The sequence below is a fragment of the Terrabacter aeriphilus genome, assembly GCF_039542985.1.
Classification (GTDB): Bacteria; Actinomycetota; Actinomycetes; order Actinomycetales; family Dermatophilaceae; genus Terrabacter; species Terrabacter aeriphilus.
The window spans coordinates 88953-107160 of the sequence record NZ_BAABIW010000016.1 but is presented as its reverse complement, the minus strand read 5'-3'; the positions used below and the strand labels follow the sequence as shown (position 1 = coordinate 107160).

The following is an 18208-nucleotide window of genomic DNA, read 5'->3' as shown; positions in this document are numbered from 1 at the left end:
GCACGCGTGGGCGCACGACCCACCACCGAGAGGACGAGGCAGCGTGGCCCTGCTGGAGACCATCACGAGCCCGGCGGCGCTCAAGGCGCTGCCGGCGACCCAGCTGCCGGCCCTCGCCGAGGAGATCCGCACCTTCCTCGTCGACGAGGTGTCCAAGACCGGCGGCCACCTCGGGCCCAACCTCGGCGTCGTCGAGCTGACCATCGCGCTGCACCGCGTCTTCGACTCGCCGCGCGACGCGATCGTCTTCGACACCGGCCACCAGTCCTACGTGCACAAGCTGCTCACCGGCCGCCACGACTTCACCCAGCTGAAGAAGCGCGGTGGGCTCTCGGGCTACCCGAGCCGCGCTGAGTCCGAGCACGACGTGGTCGAGAACTCGCACGCCTCGACGTCGCTGTCGTGGGCCGACGGCATCGCCAAGGGCCGGAGGCTGCGCGGCGACCAGGGCCGCCACACGGTCGCCGTCATCGGCGACGGCGCGCTGACCGGCGGCATGGCGTGGGAGGCGATCAACAACATCGCCGTCGACAAGACGCTCCCGCTCGTCATCGTCGTCAACGACAACGAGCGGTCCTACGCCCCGACGATCGGTGGGCTCGCCGACCACCTCGCGACCCTGCGCACGACCCGCGGCTACGAGCGCTTCCTCGACTGGGGCAAGCGCTCGCTGGCCCGCACGCCGGTCGTCGGCGGCGCGATGTTCGAGACGCTGCACGGCGTCAAGAAGGGCATCAAGGACATCGTCGCGCCGCAGGGCATGTTCGAGGACCTCGGCCTGAAGTACCTCGGGCCCGTCGACGGCCACGACGAGCCCGCCGTGGAGAAGGCGCTGCGCCAGGCCAAGGAGTTCGGTGGCCCCGTCATCGTGCACGTCATCACCCAGAAGGGCCGCGGCTACCAGCCCGCGATCGACGACACCGCCGACCAGTTCCACAGCGTCGGCAAGATCAACCCGGAGACGGGCCTGCCCTTCGAGGTCGGCGGCCGCATCTGGACCGACGAGTTCAACGACGAGATGGTCGCGCTCGGGCGCGACCGCGACGACGTCGTCGCCCTGACCGCCGCCATGCTCATCCCCGTCGGCCTCGACGGTTTCGCCGCCGCCTACCCCGACCGCGTCTTCGACGTCGGCATCGCCGAGCAGCACGCGGTCACGATGGCCTCCGGCCTCGCGTATGCCGGCCTCCACCCCGTCGTCGCCGTCTACGCGACCTTCCTCAACCGCGCCTTCGACCAGCTGCTCATGGACTGTGCCCTGCACCGCGCGGGCATCACCTTCGTGCTCGACCGGGCGGGCGTCACCGGCAGCGACGGCGCGTCGCACAACGGCATGTGGGACATGACGCTGGCCGGCATCGTGCCCGGGCTGCGGCTCGCGGCGCCCCGCGACGGCGACCAGGTGCGCCGTCAGCTGCGCGAGGCGGTCGAGGTCTCCGACGGGCCGACCGTCATCCGCTTCCCCAAGGGCGACGTCGCCGACCCACTCACCGCGGTGCGCACGGTCGACGGTGTCGACGTGCTCTTCGAGAACGCCGGCGACGACGTCGACCTGCTCGTCGTCGGGGTCGGTGCTTTCGCCGCGCTGGCCACCGAGGCCGGCGAGAAGGTCGCGGCCCACGGGCGCACGGTCCGCGTCGTCGACCCGCGCTGGGTGCTCCCGGTCGGCGACGGGGTGGTCGACCTGGCCCGCCGGGCCGGCGCGGTCGCCGTCGTCGAGGACAACCTCGTGAGCGGCGGCATCGGTGCGGCCGTCACGCTGGCCCTGCGCCAGGCCGGGCTCGACGTGCCCGTGCACACCTACGGCATCCCGAAGCGCTTCCTCGACCACGCCTCGCGCGGTCAGATCCTCGAGGACCTCGGCCTGACGGCCGACCAGGTCGTCGCCGACCTCGAGCCGAGGCTCTGACGTGGGGCTCAGGGACGCCACCGACGTGACGACCGCTCCCATCGCCGCCCTCGGGCTCGTCGGCGGCTACGTCGCCGCCCGCGAGAGCGGCGTCCGTCCGCTCGGGGGCGTCGTGCTCGGCGTCGCCGGGGTCTACGCCGGCCGCACCTGGCTGGCCAAGGCCGGCGGACCGGCGACGGCCGGGCTGGCAGCCGTCTACCTCGGCGGCTTCGGCGCGTCGCACCCGCTCGCCAAGCGGATCGGCGCGTGGCCCTCCGTCCTCGCGGTCGCGGCCGTCAGCGCGGCGGCCTCGTGGGCCGTGGTGGACCGGCGCCGCTGACGCGCCGGACCCACGGGTCAGTCCCCGGGCCTCGACCCGCCGATCCGGCGGATGAGGGCGTTGGCGTCACCGACCGGTCCGAGGTGGGCGAGCTTGTCGGGGTTGACGATCGCGCGGATGCCGGCCACCTGGCCGTCTCGGACCTCGAGGGCCCAGACCGCGAGCAGCAGGCCCTCGACGAGGAAGGTCGCGCCCGGGCCGCCGTTGACCTCCGTGAGCCGAACCTCCGTCCCGGGCAGGCGCCGCAGGGCGCGCAGCCAGTTCGTGAGGGTGTGCGCGACGCGGCTGCGGCCGCGCTGCGAGCGCGCCAGGGAGGGCGCCTTGCCGCCGCCGTCGCCGACGAGCTCGACGTCGTGGGCGAGGAGCGACTCGAGGCCGGCGAGGTCGCCCGAGCGTGCCGCGGCGAAGAAGCGGCTCGCCAGCTCGCTCTGCGCCTCGGGCGTCGTCGTGAAGCGCGGGCGGCGGTCCCCGACGTGCCGGCGCGCCCGCACCGCGAGCTGGCGCACGTTCGCCTCACCCTTGCCGACGATCGTGGCCACCTCGGCGTAGCCGTAGCCGAAGACGTCGTGCAGGAGCAGCACGGCCCGCTGCTCCGGCGACAGGCTCTCGAGCACCACGAGCAGCGCCATCGAGAGCGAGTCGGCGGTCTCCGTCGCCCGGGCCGGGTCCACGGTGTCGCCGCGCCCCTCGGTGAGGATCGGCTCCGGCAGCCAGTCACCGACGTAGCGCTCGCGCCGCACCCGCGCCGACCGCAGCTCGTCCATCGCGAGCCGGGTCGCCACCGTGGCGGTGAAGGCCCGGGGCGAGGCGATCTGCTCGCCCGCCTCGAGCGAGCGGTGCACCCGCAGCAGCGCCTCCTGCACGACGTCCTCGGCCTCCGTGACGCTGCCGAGCATCCGGTAGGCGATGCCGAACGCGACCGGGCGCACGTCGGCCAGCAGCTGCTCGCGGTCGCCCGCGGCGGGCGTGGGACGATCCTCGGCGCTCACGCGGGCGTGCCGCTCCCGGCGCGCGCGAGGGCGCCCAGCTCGCGGAAGCCGTCGCGCCACGAGGCGTGCCGCGGCGCCCACCCCAGCGCCTGCCTGGCCTTGGCGTTCGACGCGCCGCGCAGCTCGGTCATCATCACCGTGCCAGTCTCGCCCGCGAGGAGCCGGCCGACCAGCCGTGGCACGTGCAGTGGCGGCCGGGCACCCAGCGACTCCGCGAGCACCGGCAACCATGTCGCCACGGCAGCCGGCTCGTCGTCGACGACGTTGTAGACGCCCGGCGCCCCGCCCTCGACGGCGGCCACCGTGGCCTCGGCCGCATCGGCGACGTGCACGAACGACCACACGCCGCCGCCGTCGCCGACGACGGGGAAGCGGCGCCGGCGCACCGCCTCCGTCTGTTCGCCGTCCGGTCCGAGCGAGGTGTGCGGACCGTAGAAGCCGCCGTAGCGCAGCACGAGACCCTGCATCCCCGAGGCGGCGAGCACGCTCTCCTCGACGTGCCGGATCGCGCCCACGGTCTGCTCCATCCCGGCCGGGGGCGCGGTGCCGAAGGGGTCCTCCTCGGTCTTGACGGGCCCGCCGACCCGGTCGTAGCCCGCGAAGAAGCTCTGCGCGACGAACCGCTCCACCCCGGCGGCCCGCGCGGCCGAGAGCAGGTGGTCGGTGCCCTCGGTGCGCAGCCGGTTGGTCGGGGCGAACCCCCGGTCGACGTGCCGCAGGTCCATCGGCCCGATGGCGGTCAGCTGGTGCACGACCACCGCCGGGCGGGCCTGCGCGACGGCCTGCGCCACCTGCTCGGGGTCCAGGGCGTCGACCACGAGCGGCGTCGCCCCCAGCCCACGCAGGAACGCCTGCTTCGAGGCGGTGCGCGTGGTCCCGTGCACCTCGTGCCCCGCCCGCACGAGGCGCGGCACCAGCTGCCGCCCCACGGCGCCCGTCGCTCCCGCCACCAGGATCCTCATGTCCCGCTCCTTGTCCCTCGCTCCAGGTCGTCCACGTACGCCATCCCAGACGAGACAGCCGTCGCGCCTGTGACACCCCGGCCGGCATCCGTGCCGGGAACGGCCGACCGGGTGGCGGCGACGCACATGCTGCCTGCGTGCTTGTGGGACCCGGTCCCACCCTCACGCTCCTGGGCCTGCACTACCTTCGCCCGAACGGTTGGGCGTCCACGGATCTCGTCGGGCGATGGCGCGGGCGCCCGCCAGAGGCGGAGAACATCCTCATGGTCTACTTCGCTCCGTCGGGCCTGACCGGGCTCGGCGCGACTCCTGCGAGAGGAAGGGCTCCCGGTGAGCACTGCGGCCGCGTTCGTCATCGAGCTGCCGGTGGGCAGCCTCGCCATCCACGACCTCAGCACGGGCCATCCCGCCGCGACGGCGCCGGTCGTGCTCGCGGTGCACGGCATCACGGCGAACGGCCTCTCGTGGCGCCGGGTCGCCGAGGAGGTCGCCCGCCGCCGCGGCCCCGACGCCGTGCGCTTCCTCGCTCCTGACCTTCGCGGCCGCGGCGACAGCCGGTCCGTGCCGGGCCCCTACGGCCTCGGCGCGCACGTCGACGACCTCGTGGCGACGGCCACGGCCTTCGGCTCGGCGCCCGTCCTCGTCGGCCACTCGATGGGGGCGTTCGTCGCCGCCCTCGCCGCCGCGCGCCACCCCGACCGATTCCCGGCCGCCGTGCTCGTCGACGGCGGGCTCGCCTTCCCGGTGCCGGCGGGCCTCGACGTCGACGCGGCGCTGCAGTCGGTGATCGGGCCGGCCATGGACCGGCTCTCGATGCGCTTCGCCGACCCGGCGGCCTACCTCGCCTTCTGGCGGCAGCACCCCGCCGTCGGCCCGATCCTCGACGGACCGGCGGGGGAGGCGGCCCGGGCCTACATCGAGCACGACCTCGTCGAGGGACCGGCCGAGCCCGGCCACGGCGACCGGTGGCGGAGCACCTGCGTGCTCGATGCGGTGCGCGCGGACGGTGCCGACGTGCTCGCCGACGCCGAGACGCACGCTGCCCTGCGCACCGCGGTCGGGCAGGGCGTCGCGGCCGAGCTCGTGTGGGCCGAGCGCGGCCTGCTCGACGAGCCGCAGGGCCTCTACGACGAGCAGCGCCTGGCCACGATCGGAGTGCCCGACGGGGTGCGCACGACGCAGGTCGACGCCAACCACTACGACGTCGTGCTCGGCGAGACCGGGGTGCGCGCCGTCGCCGACGCCGTCGAGCGTCAGCTCGGCGCCTGAGCGCGGTCCCGCCAACCGGGGCAGTCACCGGGGCAGCCGCCGGGGCAGCCGCCGGGGAGTCGGCGAGGCTCAGGCCGGAGCCTGCAGGGCGCGCAGCCGCAGCGCGATCTGCAGCTCGAGCGCGTGGTCGGGCGACTGCCACGACTCCCCGAGCAGGGCGCCGATGCGCTCCAGCCGCTGCGAGACCGTGTTGACGTGCACGTGCAGGGTGCCGGCCGCGTGCCGGGGGCTGCCGCCGGCGGCGAAGTAGGCCGTAAGGGTGCCGAGCAGGTCGGTGCCGCGGCGCTCGTCGTAGTCGGCGAGCGGGCCGAGCAGCTTGCGCACGTAGTCGTCGACGTCCGGGTCCGAGCCGACGATGAGCCCGGCGAAGCCGAGCTGCGTCGCGGCGGCGCCCTGGCCGCGGTGCCCGAGCGCGATGAGCGCCCCGACGGTGCGCGCGGCCTCGTCGTGCGCCACCTCGATGGCGTCCACGTCGCTCACCGGCCCGACCCCGGCGACGGTGACGCACGTGCGCTTGCCGATGCGCGCGGCCACCGAGCGTGCGAGCGCGTCGGGGTCGCTCGCGAGGTCGGTCCCCGCCGCACCCGACGGGGCAGCGGCAGCGGGTGCGGAGGACGTCGAGCGCGGCTCGGGGCCGGGGTGCGCGGCGGGCACGAGGGCGACGACGTCGCCGTCGTGCGAGCCGACGAGGGCGTTCTCGCCGGTCGCGGCGCTCGCCGAGATGAGCAGCGCCCGCTGGCCGGCCGTGTCGTCGCCGCGGAGCACGAGCAGGCTGAACGGCTGCTGGGGGTCGAAGCCGGTCGTCCGGGCGAGCGAGAGTCGCTCCTCGCGCGAGCCGCGGCGGGTCACGAGGTCGCTGACGAGGCGGTTGCGCGCCGACTGCCGCGCGTCGGCGGCCTGGCGCTCGAAGAGCAGCACGAGGGCGGTCACGAGCCCCGCACGCTCGACGGTGCGCTGCTCCGAGTCGCTGAGGGCCCCGACGCCGCCGACGTAGAGCGTGCCGAGGCGCTCCCGGGCGGCGGTGACCGCGACGGCATACACGCCGCCGTGCTCGACGAGGCGGCCCGTCGCCAGCTCGGGCAGGCTGTCGAACGCACCGACGGGGTCGGCGCCGCGCGACCGGCGCCCGGGTCGGGGCTCCGGCGCCGGGCCGGCGCCGCTCTGCCGGGCGCCGGTCTCGTCGGTCAGCACCGCCCAGCCACCGAGCAGCTCGGCGAGGCCGGCGGTGAGGTCGTCCACCCCGCCGCCGCCGAGCACGAGCGAGGCGAAGCGGTCGTGCGCCGCGGCCGCCTTCTCGACGCCGTCGGCATACTGGCGCACCGTCTCGTGCGCGTGCTCCGCGTCGGCGAGGGCCCGGGTCTGCACGAGCGTCACGGCGGCGAGGGTCGCGAGGTTGCCGAGGAGCGCGACCTCCTCGCGGGTGAACGGGCGGGAGGAGCGGTTGGCGGCGAAGAGCACCCCGACGAAGTGCGACTCGACGAGCAGGGGGGTGCCGCAGATCGCGATGATGCCCTCCTCGCCGACCGCGCCGTCGATGGCCGAGGTGTGGCGGAAGCGCTCGTCGGACCAGTAGTCGGCGGTCCAGTAGGGCTTGTGGGTCGAGGCGACGAGCCCGCCCAGACCGGCTCCGAGCGCGAGCCGCACCGACTGGAACGCGGCGCTGACCGACCCGTCGGTGGCCCGCATGAAGGTGTCGCCGGCCTCGGGGTCGTAGAGCGTGAGGTAGGCGAGGTCGGTGCCGACGAGGCGCCGGGCGCGGCGGGTGATCGCCTCGAGCACCGATCCGGGGTCGCTGGCGGCCGCCAGCTCGCGCGCCGTGTCGAGCAGGGCGGCGAGCCCGGCCTCGCGGTGCTGGTGCACCTCGCGGGCCCCGGCGATGCGCAGGGCGAGCTCGCGCGCAGGCGACGGCGCGTCCACGGCCGCGACCTCGCTGAGGGGTGCGTCCGCCGCGAGCAGCTCGAGCAGGCGGACGACCTGCCCGGTCTCGTCTGCGGGCGGCTGCGTGTCGAGGTGGGCCACGGGCAGATCCTAGGTGCGACGGCCGCGGCTCAGTGCGCCGTCCACCCGCCGTCCATCGAGAACGACGTGCCGTTGACCGACGCCGAGGCCGGCCCACAGAGGAAGAGGACGAGCGCCGCCACCTCGTCGGGCTCGACGAGCCGCTTGACCGCGACCGGCGCGAGCATGACCTTCTCGACGACCTCCGACTCCGGGATGCCGTGCGACTGCGCCTGGTCGGCGATCTGCTTCTCGACGAGGGGGGTGCGCACGTAGGCCGGGTTGACGCACGTCGAGGTGACACCCCGGGGGCCGCCCTCGAGGGCGACGACCTTGGAGAGGCCCTCGAGGCCGTGCTTGGCCGTGACGTACGCCGCCTTGTAGGCGCTCGCGCGCAGGCCGTGGACGCTCGAGACGTTGACGATGCGGCCCCAGCCGCGGTCGTACATGTGCGGCAGGCTCTGCCGGATCAGCCGGAAGGGCGAGGCGAGCATGAGGTCGAGGATGAGGTCGAAGCGCTCGAGCGGGAAGTCCTCGACGGGGCTCACGTGCTGGATGCCGGCGTTGTTGACGAGGATGTCGACCGCGGTCGGCAGGTCGGCCAGGGCGTCGAGGTCGGCGAGGTCGGCCGTGATCGTCGCGAGGTTGGCGCCGTCGGCGAGGGCCGCGAGGCCGGCCTCGTCGCGGTCGACGGCGTGCACCGTGGCCCCCGCCGTGGCGAGCGCGCGCGCCACGCTCGCCCCGATGCCGCTCGCCGCGCCGGTGACGAGCGCGGTGCGGCCGGTCAGGTCGACGGGGTCGTTGGCGACGGAGCCTGCCCGGGAACGGACCGGGACGGCGTCCGGGACGTCGGTGCTGGCGTCGGTGCGGGGGTCGGGCATGCGGGAAGACTAGGGAGGCCCACGAGCGGCACCTGTGTGGTCGGCCGCCACAAAACCCGGGAATCCATGTGGACCCGGCTCACGTCCTGCGACGGCGACCTCAGCGTCGCGGCACCGCGCCCGCGAACGGCGGCACGACCGGTGGCAGCGGCCGGCCGGCGGCCGGCGGCCGCGGCGCGCCGTCCTCGAGCGGCTGGGTGAAGGGCTGCAGGTCGCCGACGCACGTGGCCCCCGCGATCGGCAGACGCTGGGTCAGCAGGTAGCGCCCCACCGCGCCGGTGACGCAGGCCGAGGTGCCGTATGCCGTGTGCCCCCAGCTGTCGCTGCTCAACAGGCGGCTGCCCGGCAGCAGGCGGGCCGTCGTCACGGCGCCCTGGTAGCTCGTCGCCGGGTCCCAGTAGTTGCCGACGACGAGGACGGGGTGCGCGGTCCGGCGCGTGAACGGGCCGCGGTAGGCGTCCTCGTCGCGCACCGTCCACGTGGACGACGCGCACGGGGCGGACGCCCAGGTCCACAGGCGCCCGAACCCCGGCGCGCGCCGGTCACCGACCTCGGCCGCCCTCGCCCAGCTCGATGCCCGGGCCGGGTTGAGGCCGTCGGTGCACAGCACGGACTGGAACGCCTCGGGGGAGTTGTCGTAGGGGAAGGCCCACCCCGTCGAGTGCGCCAGCCGCTCCTTCGCGCGGGCGGCGGACCGGGCCGCCTCGGCCCGGCCGTCGATGCGTGCGGCCAGCGCGGCACGGGCGGCCGCCTGTCGCCGGGCCCCCGGGGTGCCGGCCGGCGCCGGCTGCTCGAGGATCGAGGCGACCTCGGAGAGCACCGCGTCGACGCCGGAACCGGCGTCCGGCGCGTAGAGCACGCCGAGCAGCAGCGCGACGAGCACGGGATACGTCACCTCGTAGAGCACCTCGCCCGTCTCGGGGTCGACGACACGGGCGGGTGCGGCCTTGAGGCGGGTCGTGATGGAGGCGTACGTGTGCACGGGGTCCCCTCGACCGGCGAGCTGGCAGAAGAGCCGTCCCGCCCGGCCGCAGCGCACGAGCAGCTCGTGCACGGCCCTCGCAGCGGCCTCGCCCGAGCGCAGCCGCTGGGTCTGCGGGAAGCCGGCCGTCGCGGCGGTGCCGGCCCAGGCGACGGGGTCGATGACGCCGTCGACGGCGACGGCCCGCACCCGGTTCGGGAACATCGAGGCGTAGACCGTGCCGAGGTAGGAGCCGTAGGAGAAGCCGAGGTAGGTCAGTCGCGCGTCGCCCGTCATCCGGCGCAGCACGTCCAGGTCGCGCGCCACCTCGGCCGTCGACATGGATCCCGACAGCGGCCGGCCCGTCGTCGAGCAGGCCCGCCCGAAGGCCTCGGCCGCGCGGACGTAGGGCCCCGTCTGCGCCCGGCGGTAGGGGAACGGCGTGGAGAGGATCGGCCCGAGCGCGTCGGACTGGTCGCCGAGGTTGCCCCAGCACCGGACGGGGTCGCTGAAGTTCGTGCCCCGCGGGTCGAAACCGACGACGTCGAAGCGGTCGAGCAGGTCGGGGGAGAGGAAGAAGGACGAGGCGGCGGCCATCTCCACGCCGGAGCCCCCGGGCCCGCCCGGGTTGAGGAAGAGGGTGCCGATGCGGTGAGCCGGCTTGCGGGCCGGCACCCGCAGCACCGCGACGTCGGTCGTCGGCCCGGTCGGGTCGTCGTAGTCGAGCGGGAGCGGCACGGAGGCGCAGGTCGCCCCGGGGGCCAGCTGCGAGCAGGTGAACCACCGGGGTCTCGGCGTGGGCACCCGGTCGACCTTGCGCGACTCGGCGGTCGGCGCCGCGGCGGATGGGGTGGCCACGGTCGAACTCGCACTCGAGGCGTTCGCCGGGGCCACGACCAGCGTCGTCGCCGCGACGGTCCCGACCGCGGCCAGCACGACGGCGACGGCCCTTCGACCTCGGTGCATGGCGGTCACCCTCCCGACCCGGTGCGCCCGCACCACGGCGGCGCGGCAGCCCCGGCGTCTGCCTCCACTGTGTCGGGATTTGGCTGACGTGTCGCAGGATTCACGGATTCGTGCAGACCCCGGACCGCTCCACACCCTTTGGTTCATAGGAGATTCCCTAATGGTGTTAGGGTGTCGGCATGGAGAGAGCCCAGCTGAGCGCGTCCGCGGTCGTCGCTCGTGCGGCCGAGCTCGCCGACGCCGACGGTCTCGCCTCCGTGAGCCTCACCGCGGTGGCGCGGTCGCTCGGGGTGCGACCGCCCAGCCTCTACGAGCACGTCCGCGACCTCGCGGCACTGCGCGACGGCGTGACGGTCCTTGCCCTCGACGAGCTCGCCGGGCTCATCGGTGACGGCGTGCTCGGCCGGTCGCGGGGCGAGGCCCTGCTCGGCTACTGCGAGGCGCACCGCACCTATGCGCGCGAGCACCCGGGCCGGTGGGAGTCGTTGCAGCGACGCGCCGGCGCGGCCGCGGTGGGCTCGGACGCCGCGCGCCGGATGGTGCGCGTCATCGACGCGGTGCTGCACGGCTACGGCATCCCGGACGGCGACCGCACGCACGCGACACGGGTCCTGGGGGGCGCCGTGCGCGGCTTCCTCGAGCTCGAGCGCATCGGGAGCTTCGCGCACAGCGACCCCGCGCCGGACCGGTCCTGGGACGAGCTGCTCGACTCGCTCCACTTCCTGCTCGTGCACTGGCGCGAGCGTGAGCCCCTGCGACGGGAGGAGACCCGTGACTGACCCGGACAAGCCGAGCGACCTGCCCCACCCCTCCGGCCTCGCTGACGGCCGTGCTGCCGATCTCGCCGCCGGCCTCGTCGTCGGCGCCGCCGAGCTCGAGCGCACCGATCGCGGGCTGCGGCCGCACCGGCTGCCGCACGCCGTGCGCGAACGCTCCGCCGACCCGCAGCTGAGCCTCATGGAGGCGCAGCCGGCCGGCGTGCGCATCGCCGTCACGACGACGGCTCGCCGCCTCGAGCTCGAGCTGCACGCCACGCGGGTGGCCTACCGCGGCATGCCGCGCCCCCGCGGGGCGGTCGACGTCGTCGTCGACGGCGGCGAGCTCGCCTCCCACCCGTTGACGGGTGGTGACGCGCTCGAGCTCGACATGGCGACCGGCGCCAGCACCCTGGTCCCCGGCGAGACCGACGTCGTGGTCGTCGACGACCTCCCCGCGGGGGAGAAGGCGATCGAGGTGTGGCTGCCGCACAACGAGCAGGTCGACCTCGTCGCGCTGCGCTCGGACGCGCCGCTCCACCCGACGCCGCCCAGCGGCCCGCTGTGGCTGCACCACGGCAGCTCCATCAGCCACGGTTCCAACGCCACCCGCCCGGCACGCACCTGGCCGGTCGTCGCGGCGCGCCAGGCCGGCGTCCGGTTGCACAACCTCGGCTTCGGTGGGAGCGCGCTCGTCGACCCCTTCATGGCCCGGCTCATGCGTGACACCCCGGCCGACGTCATCAGCGCGAAGCTCGGCATCAACGTCGTCAACCTCGACGCGATGCGCCTGCGCAGCTTCGTGCCGGCCGTCCACGGCTTCCTCGACACGATCCGCGACGGTCATCCGGCGACGCCCCTGCTGCTCGTCTCGCCGATCTTCTGCGGCATCCACGAGGACACCCCGGGGCCGGGGGCCGTCGACCCGTCCGCCCTCGCCGAGGGTGCCGTGCGGTTCGTCGCCACCGGCACGGAGCACGACACCGCAGCCGGACGACTGACGCTTCGGGTCATCCGGCAGGCCCTGCAGGAGGTCGTGGCCGCACGGGCCGACGACCCGAACCTGCACCTGCTCGACGGTCTCGAGCTCTACGGCGAGGACGACGCGGCCGAGCTGCCGCTGCCCGACGGGCTCCACCCGGACACGGCGACGCACGCCCTCATCGGCCGGCGGTTCGCCGACCTCGCATTCGGCGCCGGCGGCCCGCTCCAGAGCCGGGGCTGACCACGGCGGCCGCCTGCAACAGCCGGTCGACCACCGATGGAGCAGAGCCGTTGCTTCCACTTGCGGCATCGCCCATGATGTCGTGCCCAACCTGTTGCGACATGCTCCATCTCCTCGCTGTCAGGCCAGGCTCAGGAAAAGCTTCTCGAGGACGGCTTGGTCCTCGTCCTGCAGGCCCTCGGGGGAGGTGATGCACTCGCGCAGGTTGGTCGAGATGATGGCGAAGCCGGCGCGGTCGAGGGCCTTGTTGACGGCGGCGAGCTGGGTGATGACGTCCCGGCAGTCGCGACTCTCCTCGATGAGGCGGATGACGCCACCGATCTGGCCTTGGGCTCGCTTGAGCCGGTTGATGACTGGGGTCATCTCCTCTGCGGGGGGTGTGACCATGTCTGGACCTCTTCTGGGTTGGTTGGCGCCCGGGCGGGAACGCTGGGGGTGGGCTGGACGTGGTGTCTGTCCCGCCGGTGCTGTCAGGCCGGACGTGCGAGGGCCTTGAGCGCGCGGCTGAGGCGCTCGCGTGCGTCGGCGGCAACCTCGGCGAGCTGGTCGTTGCCGGTCAGCTCGACCATGGTGGCAGGGTCCATCGCCTCGACGATGGTGCGCCCTGCCCCGACGGCGCGGACGACGACGTTGCAGGGCAGGAGGACGCCGATGGAGGGCTCGGCCTGGAGCGCGGCGTGAGCCAGCGGTGGCCGGCAGGCGCCGAGGATGACCTGGGGCGCGATGTCCACGTCGAGCTTCGTCTTGAGGGTCGCCGCCAGGTCGATCTCGGTGAGCACCCCGAAGCCCACCTCGGCCAGCTGGGCGCGGGTCGCGGTGAGCGTCGCGTCGAAGTCGGCGTCGACCGTGGTCGTCAGCGTGTAGTCCATGTTCTCTCCTGGGGTGGTTGCAGGTGGCGAGTGGGGGAGGGGTGCGCCTGGGACGGCCCGGTCCGGTCTCCGGCGTCGGCGGGCTGCGTTGCAGCGACCTTGGACCGGACGCCATCCATGTCGAGGTGGCGCACGGCCGTGATGACCTGCTCCAGGGCGGCTGCAGGCAGGGCGCCGGGCTGGCTGAAGACGAGGATGCCGTCCCGGAAGGCCATGAGGGTCGGGATCGAGGTGATCCCGGCGGCGGCGCTGAGCTGCTGCTCGGCCTCGGTGTCGATCTTGCCGAAGACGATGTCGGGGTGCTTCTCGGATGCGGCCTCGTAGACGGGCGCGAACATGCGGCACGGTCCGCACCACGATGCCCAGAAGTCGACGAGCGTGATCCCCTCACGGGTGATGGTCGACTCGAAGTTCGCGGCGGTCAGGTTCTGCGTAGACATTGGAACTCCCTTTGTGGGAACGGGTTCGCTTGGATGGGGGTATACCCAACGGGGTATACAACCCCCGGGCGGGGAGGATCATTCCTCACGGTACGGATCATACGGGTGGGGGTATGCGCCCACCATGCCGGCCGGTTCGACGGAATGCCCTGTCTCGGGTTACGGTTCCGTCTGAGAGATACCCCCATGGGTATTAACTCTTCACTCAGGAGGGTCACATGACCACCATTGCCACCATCGACGAGCTCGCGGCTGCAACTGCTGACGGCGCCGCCGTCGTCGACGTGCGTGAGCCCGGTGAGTACGTCGGCGGGCACGTGCCCGGCGCCGTGCTGATGCCGATGGGTCAGCTGCCGTCACGCGTCGGCGAGCTCGACCGTCACCGCCCCGTCTACGTCATCTGCGCGAGCGGCAACCGCAGCCGCGCGATGAGCGACCATCTCGCCCGAGCCGGCTTCGACGCACGGTCCGTCGACGGTGGGACGGCGGCCTGGGCCGCCGCAGGCCGCCCGGTGGTGGCCGGAGCCAAGCCCTCCGCCTGACCCGGCTTCTCACCCGGCCGCGCCGCCCCGGCCCCACCCCTGACCGCGTCCCGGTTCGTCCCCGAAAGGACCCGCCCCATGGCGACCATCATCCCCATCGACACCCCGACCCTCGGTGACCGCAGCTACCTCGCCCATGACGGGCAGGTCGCGATCGTCATCGACCCTCAGCGCGACATCGACCGCGTCCTCGACCTCGCGAACGACGCCGGCGTCTCCATCACCCACGTCTTCGAGACACACATCCACAACGACTACGTGACGGGGGGCTACGCCCTGGCCCAGGCCACCGGCGCGGCGTACCACGTCAACGCTGCCGACGAGGTCTCCTACGAGCGCGTCCCGGTCAGCGACGGTGACGTCCTCGACGTCTCACCGCAGCTGCGCGTCCGCGTCATCGCAACCCCGGGGCACACGTACACCCACCTCTCGTACGCCCTCGACGCCGCAGACGAGGCGAGCGGCACGCTCGAGCCGGTCGGCGTGTTCACGGGAGGTTCACTGCTCTTCGGGGCGACGGGTCGACCCGACCTCCTCGGGCACGAGCACACCCACGACCTCGTCCACCACCAGTACGCCTCGGCCCACCGACTGGTCAACGAGCTGCCCGAGCACACCCATGTGCTGCCCACCCATGGCTTCGGCAGCTTCTGCTCCGCCGGCTCGACCGGCGACACCACGGCATCGACCATCGGCCGGGAGAAGAAGGCCAACCCGGCGCTGACCCAGGATGAGGACCGGTGGGTCGCCGACACGCTCGCTGGGCTGGACGCGTACCCCGCGTACTACGCCCACATGGGCGCGGCCAACAGCGCCGGACCGCAGGCCGCCGACCTGTCGACCCCGGAACGTGCCGACAAGCAGGTGCTGGCCCGCCGGATCACCGACGGCGAGTGGGTCGTCGACCTGCGCAGCCGGACCGCGTACGCCGCCGGGCACGTCACCGGCACGCTGAACTTCGGCGTCGACGGCCAGTTCGCCACCTACCTCGGCTGGCTCATCCCGTGGGGCACGCCCCTGACCCTGCTGGGGGAGAGCCCGGAGCAGGTTGCCGAGGCCCAGCGCGAGCTGGTCCGCATCGGGATCGACCACCTCGAGGGCGCCGCCACCGGCACCCCCGCGGACTGGACCGACGCCCCGCTCGGCTCCTTCGAGCGCGCCACCTTCGCCGACCTCGCCCAGGTGCGTCACCACCGCCGCGTCGCCGTCCTCGACGTGCGCCGCGCCTCGGAGTTCGCCGAGTCCCACATCGACGACGCCGTCAACCTCCCCCTGCACGAGCTCCTCGAGCGCCTCGCGGAGGTTCCCACGGGTGAGGTGTGGGTGCACTGCGCCGGCGGCTACCGCGCCTCCATCGCCGCCTCCGTCCTCGCCGCCCACGGACACCATGTCGTCGCCGTCGACGACAGCTACGGGGAGCACGCCGCCGCCGCTGGCCTTCCACTGACAGCGGCCGCCTGACCCTGCCGCCCGAACGCCACCACACCTCATCACCACGACCCACCCCACCGCCGGACATCGACGGTAAGACAAGGAGATCCATCATGTGTCGTCCCGCCACCTGCAAGACCTGCGGCAAGACCACCTGGGCCGGCTGCGGCCAGCACGTCGACCAGGTCATGCGCAACGTCCCCTCGGGTCAGCGCTGCCCCGGCCACGTCTCCGCCTCCACCGGCGGCACCGGCGGCAGCTTCCTCAGCCGCCTCTTCGGCCGCTGACCCCCGCGGCCGGTGGCGGATGATTCCGCAGCCCGGCCCATGGCCGCCCACCCGGTCTGCGCCCCGGGTGGGTCCCACCGGGAGTCCGCCCCCCTCGGACCTCCCGGAACCGATCCCGAGCCGAGCGTGCCCTGTCCGCCGAGCAGTCTCCGTCTCACCTTCCCCCAGGAGAGGCCGACGCGCCCGAGACCGGTTCGAGGCTGAGCTCGGACGGCGCCGTCGGGGGCCGGGACCACCGTCGCCCCGGCCCCCGATCCAGCGCCAGCCCCCCGGGCCTGCGCCACCTCACCCCCCGCTTCGAAGGAGCTCCATCCCATGCCCCTGCTGGCCATACCGCTCGGCGTGCTGATCGGCCTCGCCCTCGGGGCCCTGGGAGGAGGCGGCTCCATCCTCACCGTCCCCGCCCTGGTCTACGTCCTCGGCCAGGACCCACGCGATGCCACCACGAGCTCGCTCGTCATCGTCGGGGTCACGTCGCTCATCGCGCTCGTACCGCACGGCCGAGCTGGCCGCGTCAGATTCGCCCAAGGGCTGCTCTTCGGCGCCCTCGGCACCGCAGGCTCGTTCGCCGGGACCGCCCTGTCACGGTCCGTGGCCCCGAACACCCTGCTGCTCGCGTTCGCCGCGCTCATGCTGTTCGTGGCAGCGCTCATGTTGCGCCGCGTCCTCAATCCCGCTGAACGGTCGACGCTGCTCGACCCGACGGTCGAGCCGATGATCACGCTGCACCCGTTCAGCTGCGCCTGCCCACGCGTGACCAAGGTCGTCGTGACCGCGACCCTGGTCGGCCTGCTGACCGGGTTCTTCGGTGTCGGAGGGGGATTCGCACTCGTGCCGGCCCTCGTCCTCGCCCTCGGCTTCCCCATGCCCACCGCTGTCGGCACCTCCCTGCTCGTCATCGCCGTGAACAGTGCGACCGCCCTGACCGCGCGCATCACCCACACGAGCAGCAACCTCGACTGGGCGCTCATCGGGACGTTCACCGTTGCCGCAGTCGTCGGCAGCCTCATCGGCGGGCGCATCGCATCCCGGGCCAACCCTCGTCACCTCACCGTCGCGTTCGCCGTCCTGCTCGTCGGCGTCGCCCTCTACACGGCCGCGCGCAGCCTCTCCCTCCTCGGCTGACTACGGGCGCCTACCTCCGGTGCGGCGGCCGATCCGTCGCGCCCTCCCGCAGAACCCGCGTGCCTCTCGGCGCGCGGAACGTGAAAGGAACCATGAGCACCAACCCCTCCGTCCACCCCGACTCGACCACCATGCGCACCTCGCCGCGCACACCCGCAGCACTCGACCCTCAGGCGCTGAAGGAGTGGATGGCCGCCGACGACCGGCCACGCCTGCTCGACGTGCGCACCCCCGCTGAGTTCACGACCGCCCACATCCCCGGGTCCTACAACGTGCCGCTGCCGCTGCTGCGCGAGCACCGCGACGAGCTGCGCACCCACCTCGACGAGGACGTCGTCCTCGTCTGCCGCTCCGGCGCCCGGGCCACGCAGGCAGAGATGCTGCTCGGCGCGACCGGCCTGGCCAACCTCCACGTCCTCACCGGCGGCGTGTCCGCCTGGGAAGTCGCGGGCGGCCCGCTCAACCGAGGCGCCCAGACGTGGGAGCTCGAGCGCCAGGTTCGCCTCGTCGCCGGCGGCATCGTCCTGACCGGTGTGCTGGCCAGCACCAAGGTGCCCGCCCTCAAGTGGGTGTCGGCGGCCATCGGCGCCGGACTCGCCGGAGCGGCCGTCACCAACAGCTGCGCCATGGGCAAGGCCCTTTCGATGCTGCCATACAACCGCCGCACCGGACCCAGCCTCGACTCCGTCCTGCGCGGGCTGGGCGCGGAGGCGACCTGAGCCAGTCGCCGGACAGAGACTTCGCGCCGGTTGCGGAAGGAGAGCTCGATCTGGTGGCCATGCCGTTCGCTCGGGCACGCGGCCCTACTGGCCGGTGCCGACGTGTGCGTCGGTGGGTTCACCCGAGGAACTGACGAACATCCTCCAAGGCGCCAGGCTCCAGCCGGAACCATGCCCAGCTCCCGCGACGCTCCCGGGTGAGGATCCCGGCGTCGACGAGGGTCTTGAGGTGGTGGCTGACGGTCGGCTGCGAGACCTGGACGGCCTCCGTCATGTCGCAGACGCACGACTCGTGGTCGGGCGAAGCACTGATGATGCTGAGCAGCTGCAGACGGACCGGGTCAGCCAGCGCCTTGAGGAGCCCAGCCCGGCGCTCTGCCTCGGTGCGTTCAAGGACCGGCACCGGGGTTGAGCCGCACTCCGAGACGTGGGGCACCCGCTGCGGAGTGGTGCTCAGTGTCGTGATGCTCACTCGTTCACCTTCCGTTCGCCTTCATCGATCATGGTCAATGTTGACACACGTCGATGCCACTGCCAACGTTGGAGTATCGACCAGTGTCG

19 protein-coding genes are annotated in these 18208 nt (G+C 73.6%); 10 read left to right on the top strand and 9 right to left on the bottom strand.

Features of this window, described 5'->3' with window-relative positions; genetic code table 11:
* Window positions 1-43 precede the first annotated feature (43 nt).
* Complete coding sequence (dxs, locus tag ABD979_RS12270; RefSeq protein WP_345507760.1) at window positions 44-1909, top strand: 1-deoxy-D-xylulose-5-phosphate synthase; 1866 nt, start codon at window positions 44-46, stop codon at window positions 1907-1909.
* 1 nt (window position 1910) lies between these two features.
* Window positions 1911-2228: a hypothetical protein gene (locus ABD979_RS12265; protein WP_345507759.1), complete on the top strand. Its 318-nt coding sequence runs from the start codon at window positions 1911-1913 to the stop codon at window positions 2226-2228.
* Window positions 2229-2245: 17 nt separating this feature from the next.
* Here ABD979_RS12265 and sigJ read toward each other — a convergent pair whose 3' ends face one another.
* Complete coding sequence (gene sigJ, locus ABD979_RS12260) at window positions 2246-3217, bottom strand: RNA polymerase sigma factor SigJ (RefSeq protein ID WP_345507758.1); 972 nt, start codon at window positions 3215-3217, stop codon at window positions 2246-2248.
* Entirely contained in the window at window positions 3214-4179 is a 966-nt protein-coding gene (locus tag ABD979_RS12255) for an NAD-dependent epimerase/dehydratase family protein (protein ID WP_345507757.1), read from the bottom strand. The genes sigJ and ABD979_RS12255 overlap by 4 nt, the downstream gene beginning before the upstream one ends.
* A 330-nt stretch (window positions 4180-4509) precedes the next feature.
* Between ABD979_RS12255 and ABD979_RS12250 the strand changes: the two genes are divergently transcribed.
* Window positions 4510-5448, top strand: a complete 939-nt coding sequence (locus ABD979_RS12250; protein WP_345507756.1) for an alpha/beta fold hydrolase — start codon at window positions 4510-4512, stop codon at window positions 5446-5448.
* Window positions 5449-5517: 69 nt separating this feature from the next.
* Here the strand turns inward: ABD979_RS12250 and ABD979_RS12245 are convergent, their stop codons facing one another.
* From ABD979_RS12245 to ABD979_RS12235, 3 genes are all read right to left on the bottom strand, one after another.
* On the bottom strand, window positions 5518-7467 hold the full coding sequence (locus ABD979_RS12245; protein ID WP_345507755.1) for a helix-turn-helix domain-containing protein: 1950 nt from the start codon (window positions 7465-7467) through the stop codon (window positions 5518-5520).
* 29 nt (window positions 7468-7496) lie between these two features.
* Window positions 7497-8327: a 3-hydroxybutyrate dehydrogenase gene (locus ABD979_RS12240; protein WP_345507754.1), complete on the bottom strand. Its 831-nt coding sequence runs from the start codon at window positions 8325-8327 to the stop codon at window positions 7497-7499.
* 100 nt (window positions 8328-8427) lie between these two features.
* A complete protein-coding gene (locus ABD979_RS12235) occupies window positions 8428-10254 on the bottom strand; it encodes an alpha/beta hydrolase (RefSeq protein ID WP_345507753.1) in 1827 nt (608 codons plus the stop codon).
* Between the two features lie 179 nt (window positions 10255-10433).
* Here ABD979_RS12235 and ABD979_RS12230 point away from each other — a divergent pair, with 179 nt between their 5' ends.
* On the top strand, window positions 10434-11033 hold the full coding sequence (locus ABD979_RS12230; protein WP_345507752.1) for a TetR-like C-terminal domain-containing protein: 600 nt from the start codon (window positions 10434-10436) through the stop codon (window positions 11031-11033).
* On the top strand, window positions 11026-12234 hold the full coding sequence (locus tag ABD979_RS12225) for a GDSL-type esterase/lipase family protein (protein ID WP_345507751.1): 1209 nt from the start codon (window positions 11026-11028) through the stop codon (window positions 12232-12234). The genes ABD979_RS12230 and ABD979_RS12225 overlap by 8 nt, the downstream gene beginning before the upstream one ends.
* 120 nt (window positions 12235-12354) lie before the next feature.
* Here ABD979_RS12225 and ABD979_RS12220 read toward each other — a convergent pair whose 3' ends face one another.
* The 3 genes from ABD979_RS12220 to trxA all read right to left on the bottom strand — a co-directional run bounded on the left by ABD979_RS12220 (window position 12355) and on the right by trxA (window position 13543).
* Entirely contained in the window at window positions 12355-12621 is a 267-nt protein-coding gene (locus ABD979_RS12220) for a metal-sensitive transcriptional regulator (protein WP_345507750.1), read from the bottom strand.
* 83 nt (window positions 12622-12704) lie between these two features.
* Complete coding sequence (locus ABD979_RS12215) at window positions 12705-13103, bottom strand: DUF302 domain-containing protein (protein ID WP_345507749.1); 399 nt, start codon at window positions 13101-13103, stop codon at window positions 12705-12707.
* Window positions 13088-13543, bottom strand: a complete 456-nt coding sequence (gene trxA / locus ABD979_RS12210) for a thioredoxin (RefSeq protein ID WP_345507748.1) — start codon at window positions 13541-13543, stop codon at window positions 13088-13090. Before trxA ends, ABD979_RS12215 begins: the two co-directional genes overlap by 16 nt.
* Window positions 13544-13761: 218 nt before the next feature.
* Here trxA and ABD979_RS12205 point away from each other — a divergent pair, with 218 nt between their 5' ends.
* From ABD979_RS12205 to ABD979_RS12185, 5 genes are all read left to right on the top strand, one after another.
* Window positions 13762-14085: a rhodanese-like domain-containing protein gene (locus tag ABD979_RS12205; RefSeq protein ID WP_345507747.1), complete on the top strand. Its 324-nt coding sequence runs from the start codon at window positions 13762-13764 to the stop codon at window positions 14083-14085.
* Between the two features lie 78 nt (window positions 14086-14163).
* Complete coding sequence (locus ABD979_RS12200) at window positions 14164-15546, top strand: rhodanese-like domain-containing protein (RefSeq protein WP_345507746.1); 1383 nt, start codon at window positions 14164-14166, stop codon at window positions 15544-15546.
* Between the two features lie 83 nt (window positions 15547-15629).
* Window positions 15630-15803 carry a hypothetical protein gene (locus ABD979_RS12195; protein ID WP_345507745.1) on the top strand — a complete coding sequence of 58 codons (174 nt, stop codon included), beginning with the start codon at window positions 15630-15632 and terminating at the stop codon, window positions 15801-15803.
* Window positions 15804-16118: 315 nt separating this feature from the next.
* The gene (locus ABD979_RS12190; protein WP_345507743.1) at window positions 16119-16928 is read left to right on the top strand and encodes a sulfite exporter TauE/SafE family protein; all 810 of its coding nucleotides are present in this window, start codon (window positions 16119-16121) and stop codon (window positions 16926-16928) included.
* Between the two features lie 92 nt (window positions 16929-17020).
* Window positions 17021-17647, top strand: a complete 627-nt coding sequence (locus ABD979_RS12185) for a rhodanese-like domain-containing protein (protein WP_345507742.1) — start codon at window positions 17021-17023, stop codon at window positions 17645-17647.
* A gap of 118 nt (window positions 17648-17765) precedes the next feature.
* Here ABD979_RS12185 and ABD979_RS12180 read toward each other — a convergent pair whose 3' ends face one another.
* Window positions 17766-18119: an ArsR/SmtB family transcription factor gene (locus ABD979_RS12180; protein ID WP_345507741.1), complete on the bottom strand. Its 354-nt coding sequence runs from the start codon at window positions 18117-18119 to the stop codon at window positions 17766-17768.
* Between the last annotated feature and the right edge of the window lie 89 nt (window positions 18120-18208).

Excerpts from the sequence above, each read along its gene's own strand:
- ABD979_RS12255 (WP_345507757.1), bottom strand. The coding sequence starts at position 4,179 with ATGAGGATCCTGGTGGCGGGAGCGACGGGCGCCGTGGGGCGGCAGCTG.
- ABD979_RS12240 (WP_345507754.1), bottom strand. The coding sequence starts at position 8,327 with ATGCCCGACCCCCGCACCGACGCCAGCACCGACGTCCCGGACGCCGTC.
- ABD979_RS12235 (WP_345507753.1), bottom strand. The coding sequence starts at position 10,254 with ATGCACCGAGGTCGAAGGGCCGTCGCCGTCGTGCTGGCCGCGGTCGGG.
- ABD979_RS12230 (WP_345507752.1), top strand. The coding sequence starts at position 10,434 with ATGGAGAGAGCCCAGCTGAGCGCGTCCGCGGTCGTCGCTCGTGCGGCC.
- ABD979_RS12220 (WP_345507750.1), bottom strand. The coding sequence starts at position 12,621 with ATGGTCACACCCCCCGCAGAGGAGATGACCCCAGTCATCAACCGGCTC.
- ABD979_RS12215 (WP_345507749.1), bottom strand. The coding sequence starts at position 13,103 with ATGGACTACACGCTGACGACCACGGTCGACGCCGACTTCGACGCGACG.
- trxA (WP_345507748.1), bottom strand. The coding sequence starts at position 13,543 with ATGTCTACGCAGAACCTGACCGCCGCGAACTTCGAGTCGACCATCACC.
- ABD979_RS12205 (WP_345507747.1), top strand. The coding sequence starts at position 13,762 with ATGACCACCATTGCCACCATCGACGAGCTCGCGGCTGCAACTGCTGAC.
- ABD979_RS12200 (WP_345507746.1), top strand. The coding sequence starts at position 14,164 with ATGGCGACCATCATCCCCATCGACACCCCGACCCTCGGTGACCGCAGC.
- ABD979_RS12195 (WP_345507745.1), top strand. The coding sequence starts at position 15,630 with ATGTGTCGTCCCGCCACCTGCAAGACCTGCGGCAAGACCACCTGGGCC.
- ABD979_RS12190 (WP_345507743.1), top strand. The coding sequence starts at position 16,119 with ATGCCCCTGCTGGCCATACCGCTCGGCGTGCTGATCGGCCTCGCCCTC.
- ABD979_RS12185 (WP_345507742.1), top strand. The coding sequence starts at position 17,021 with ATGAGCACCAACCCCTCCGTCCACCCCGACTCGACCACCATGCGCACC.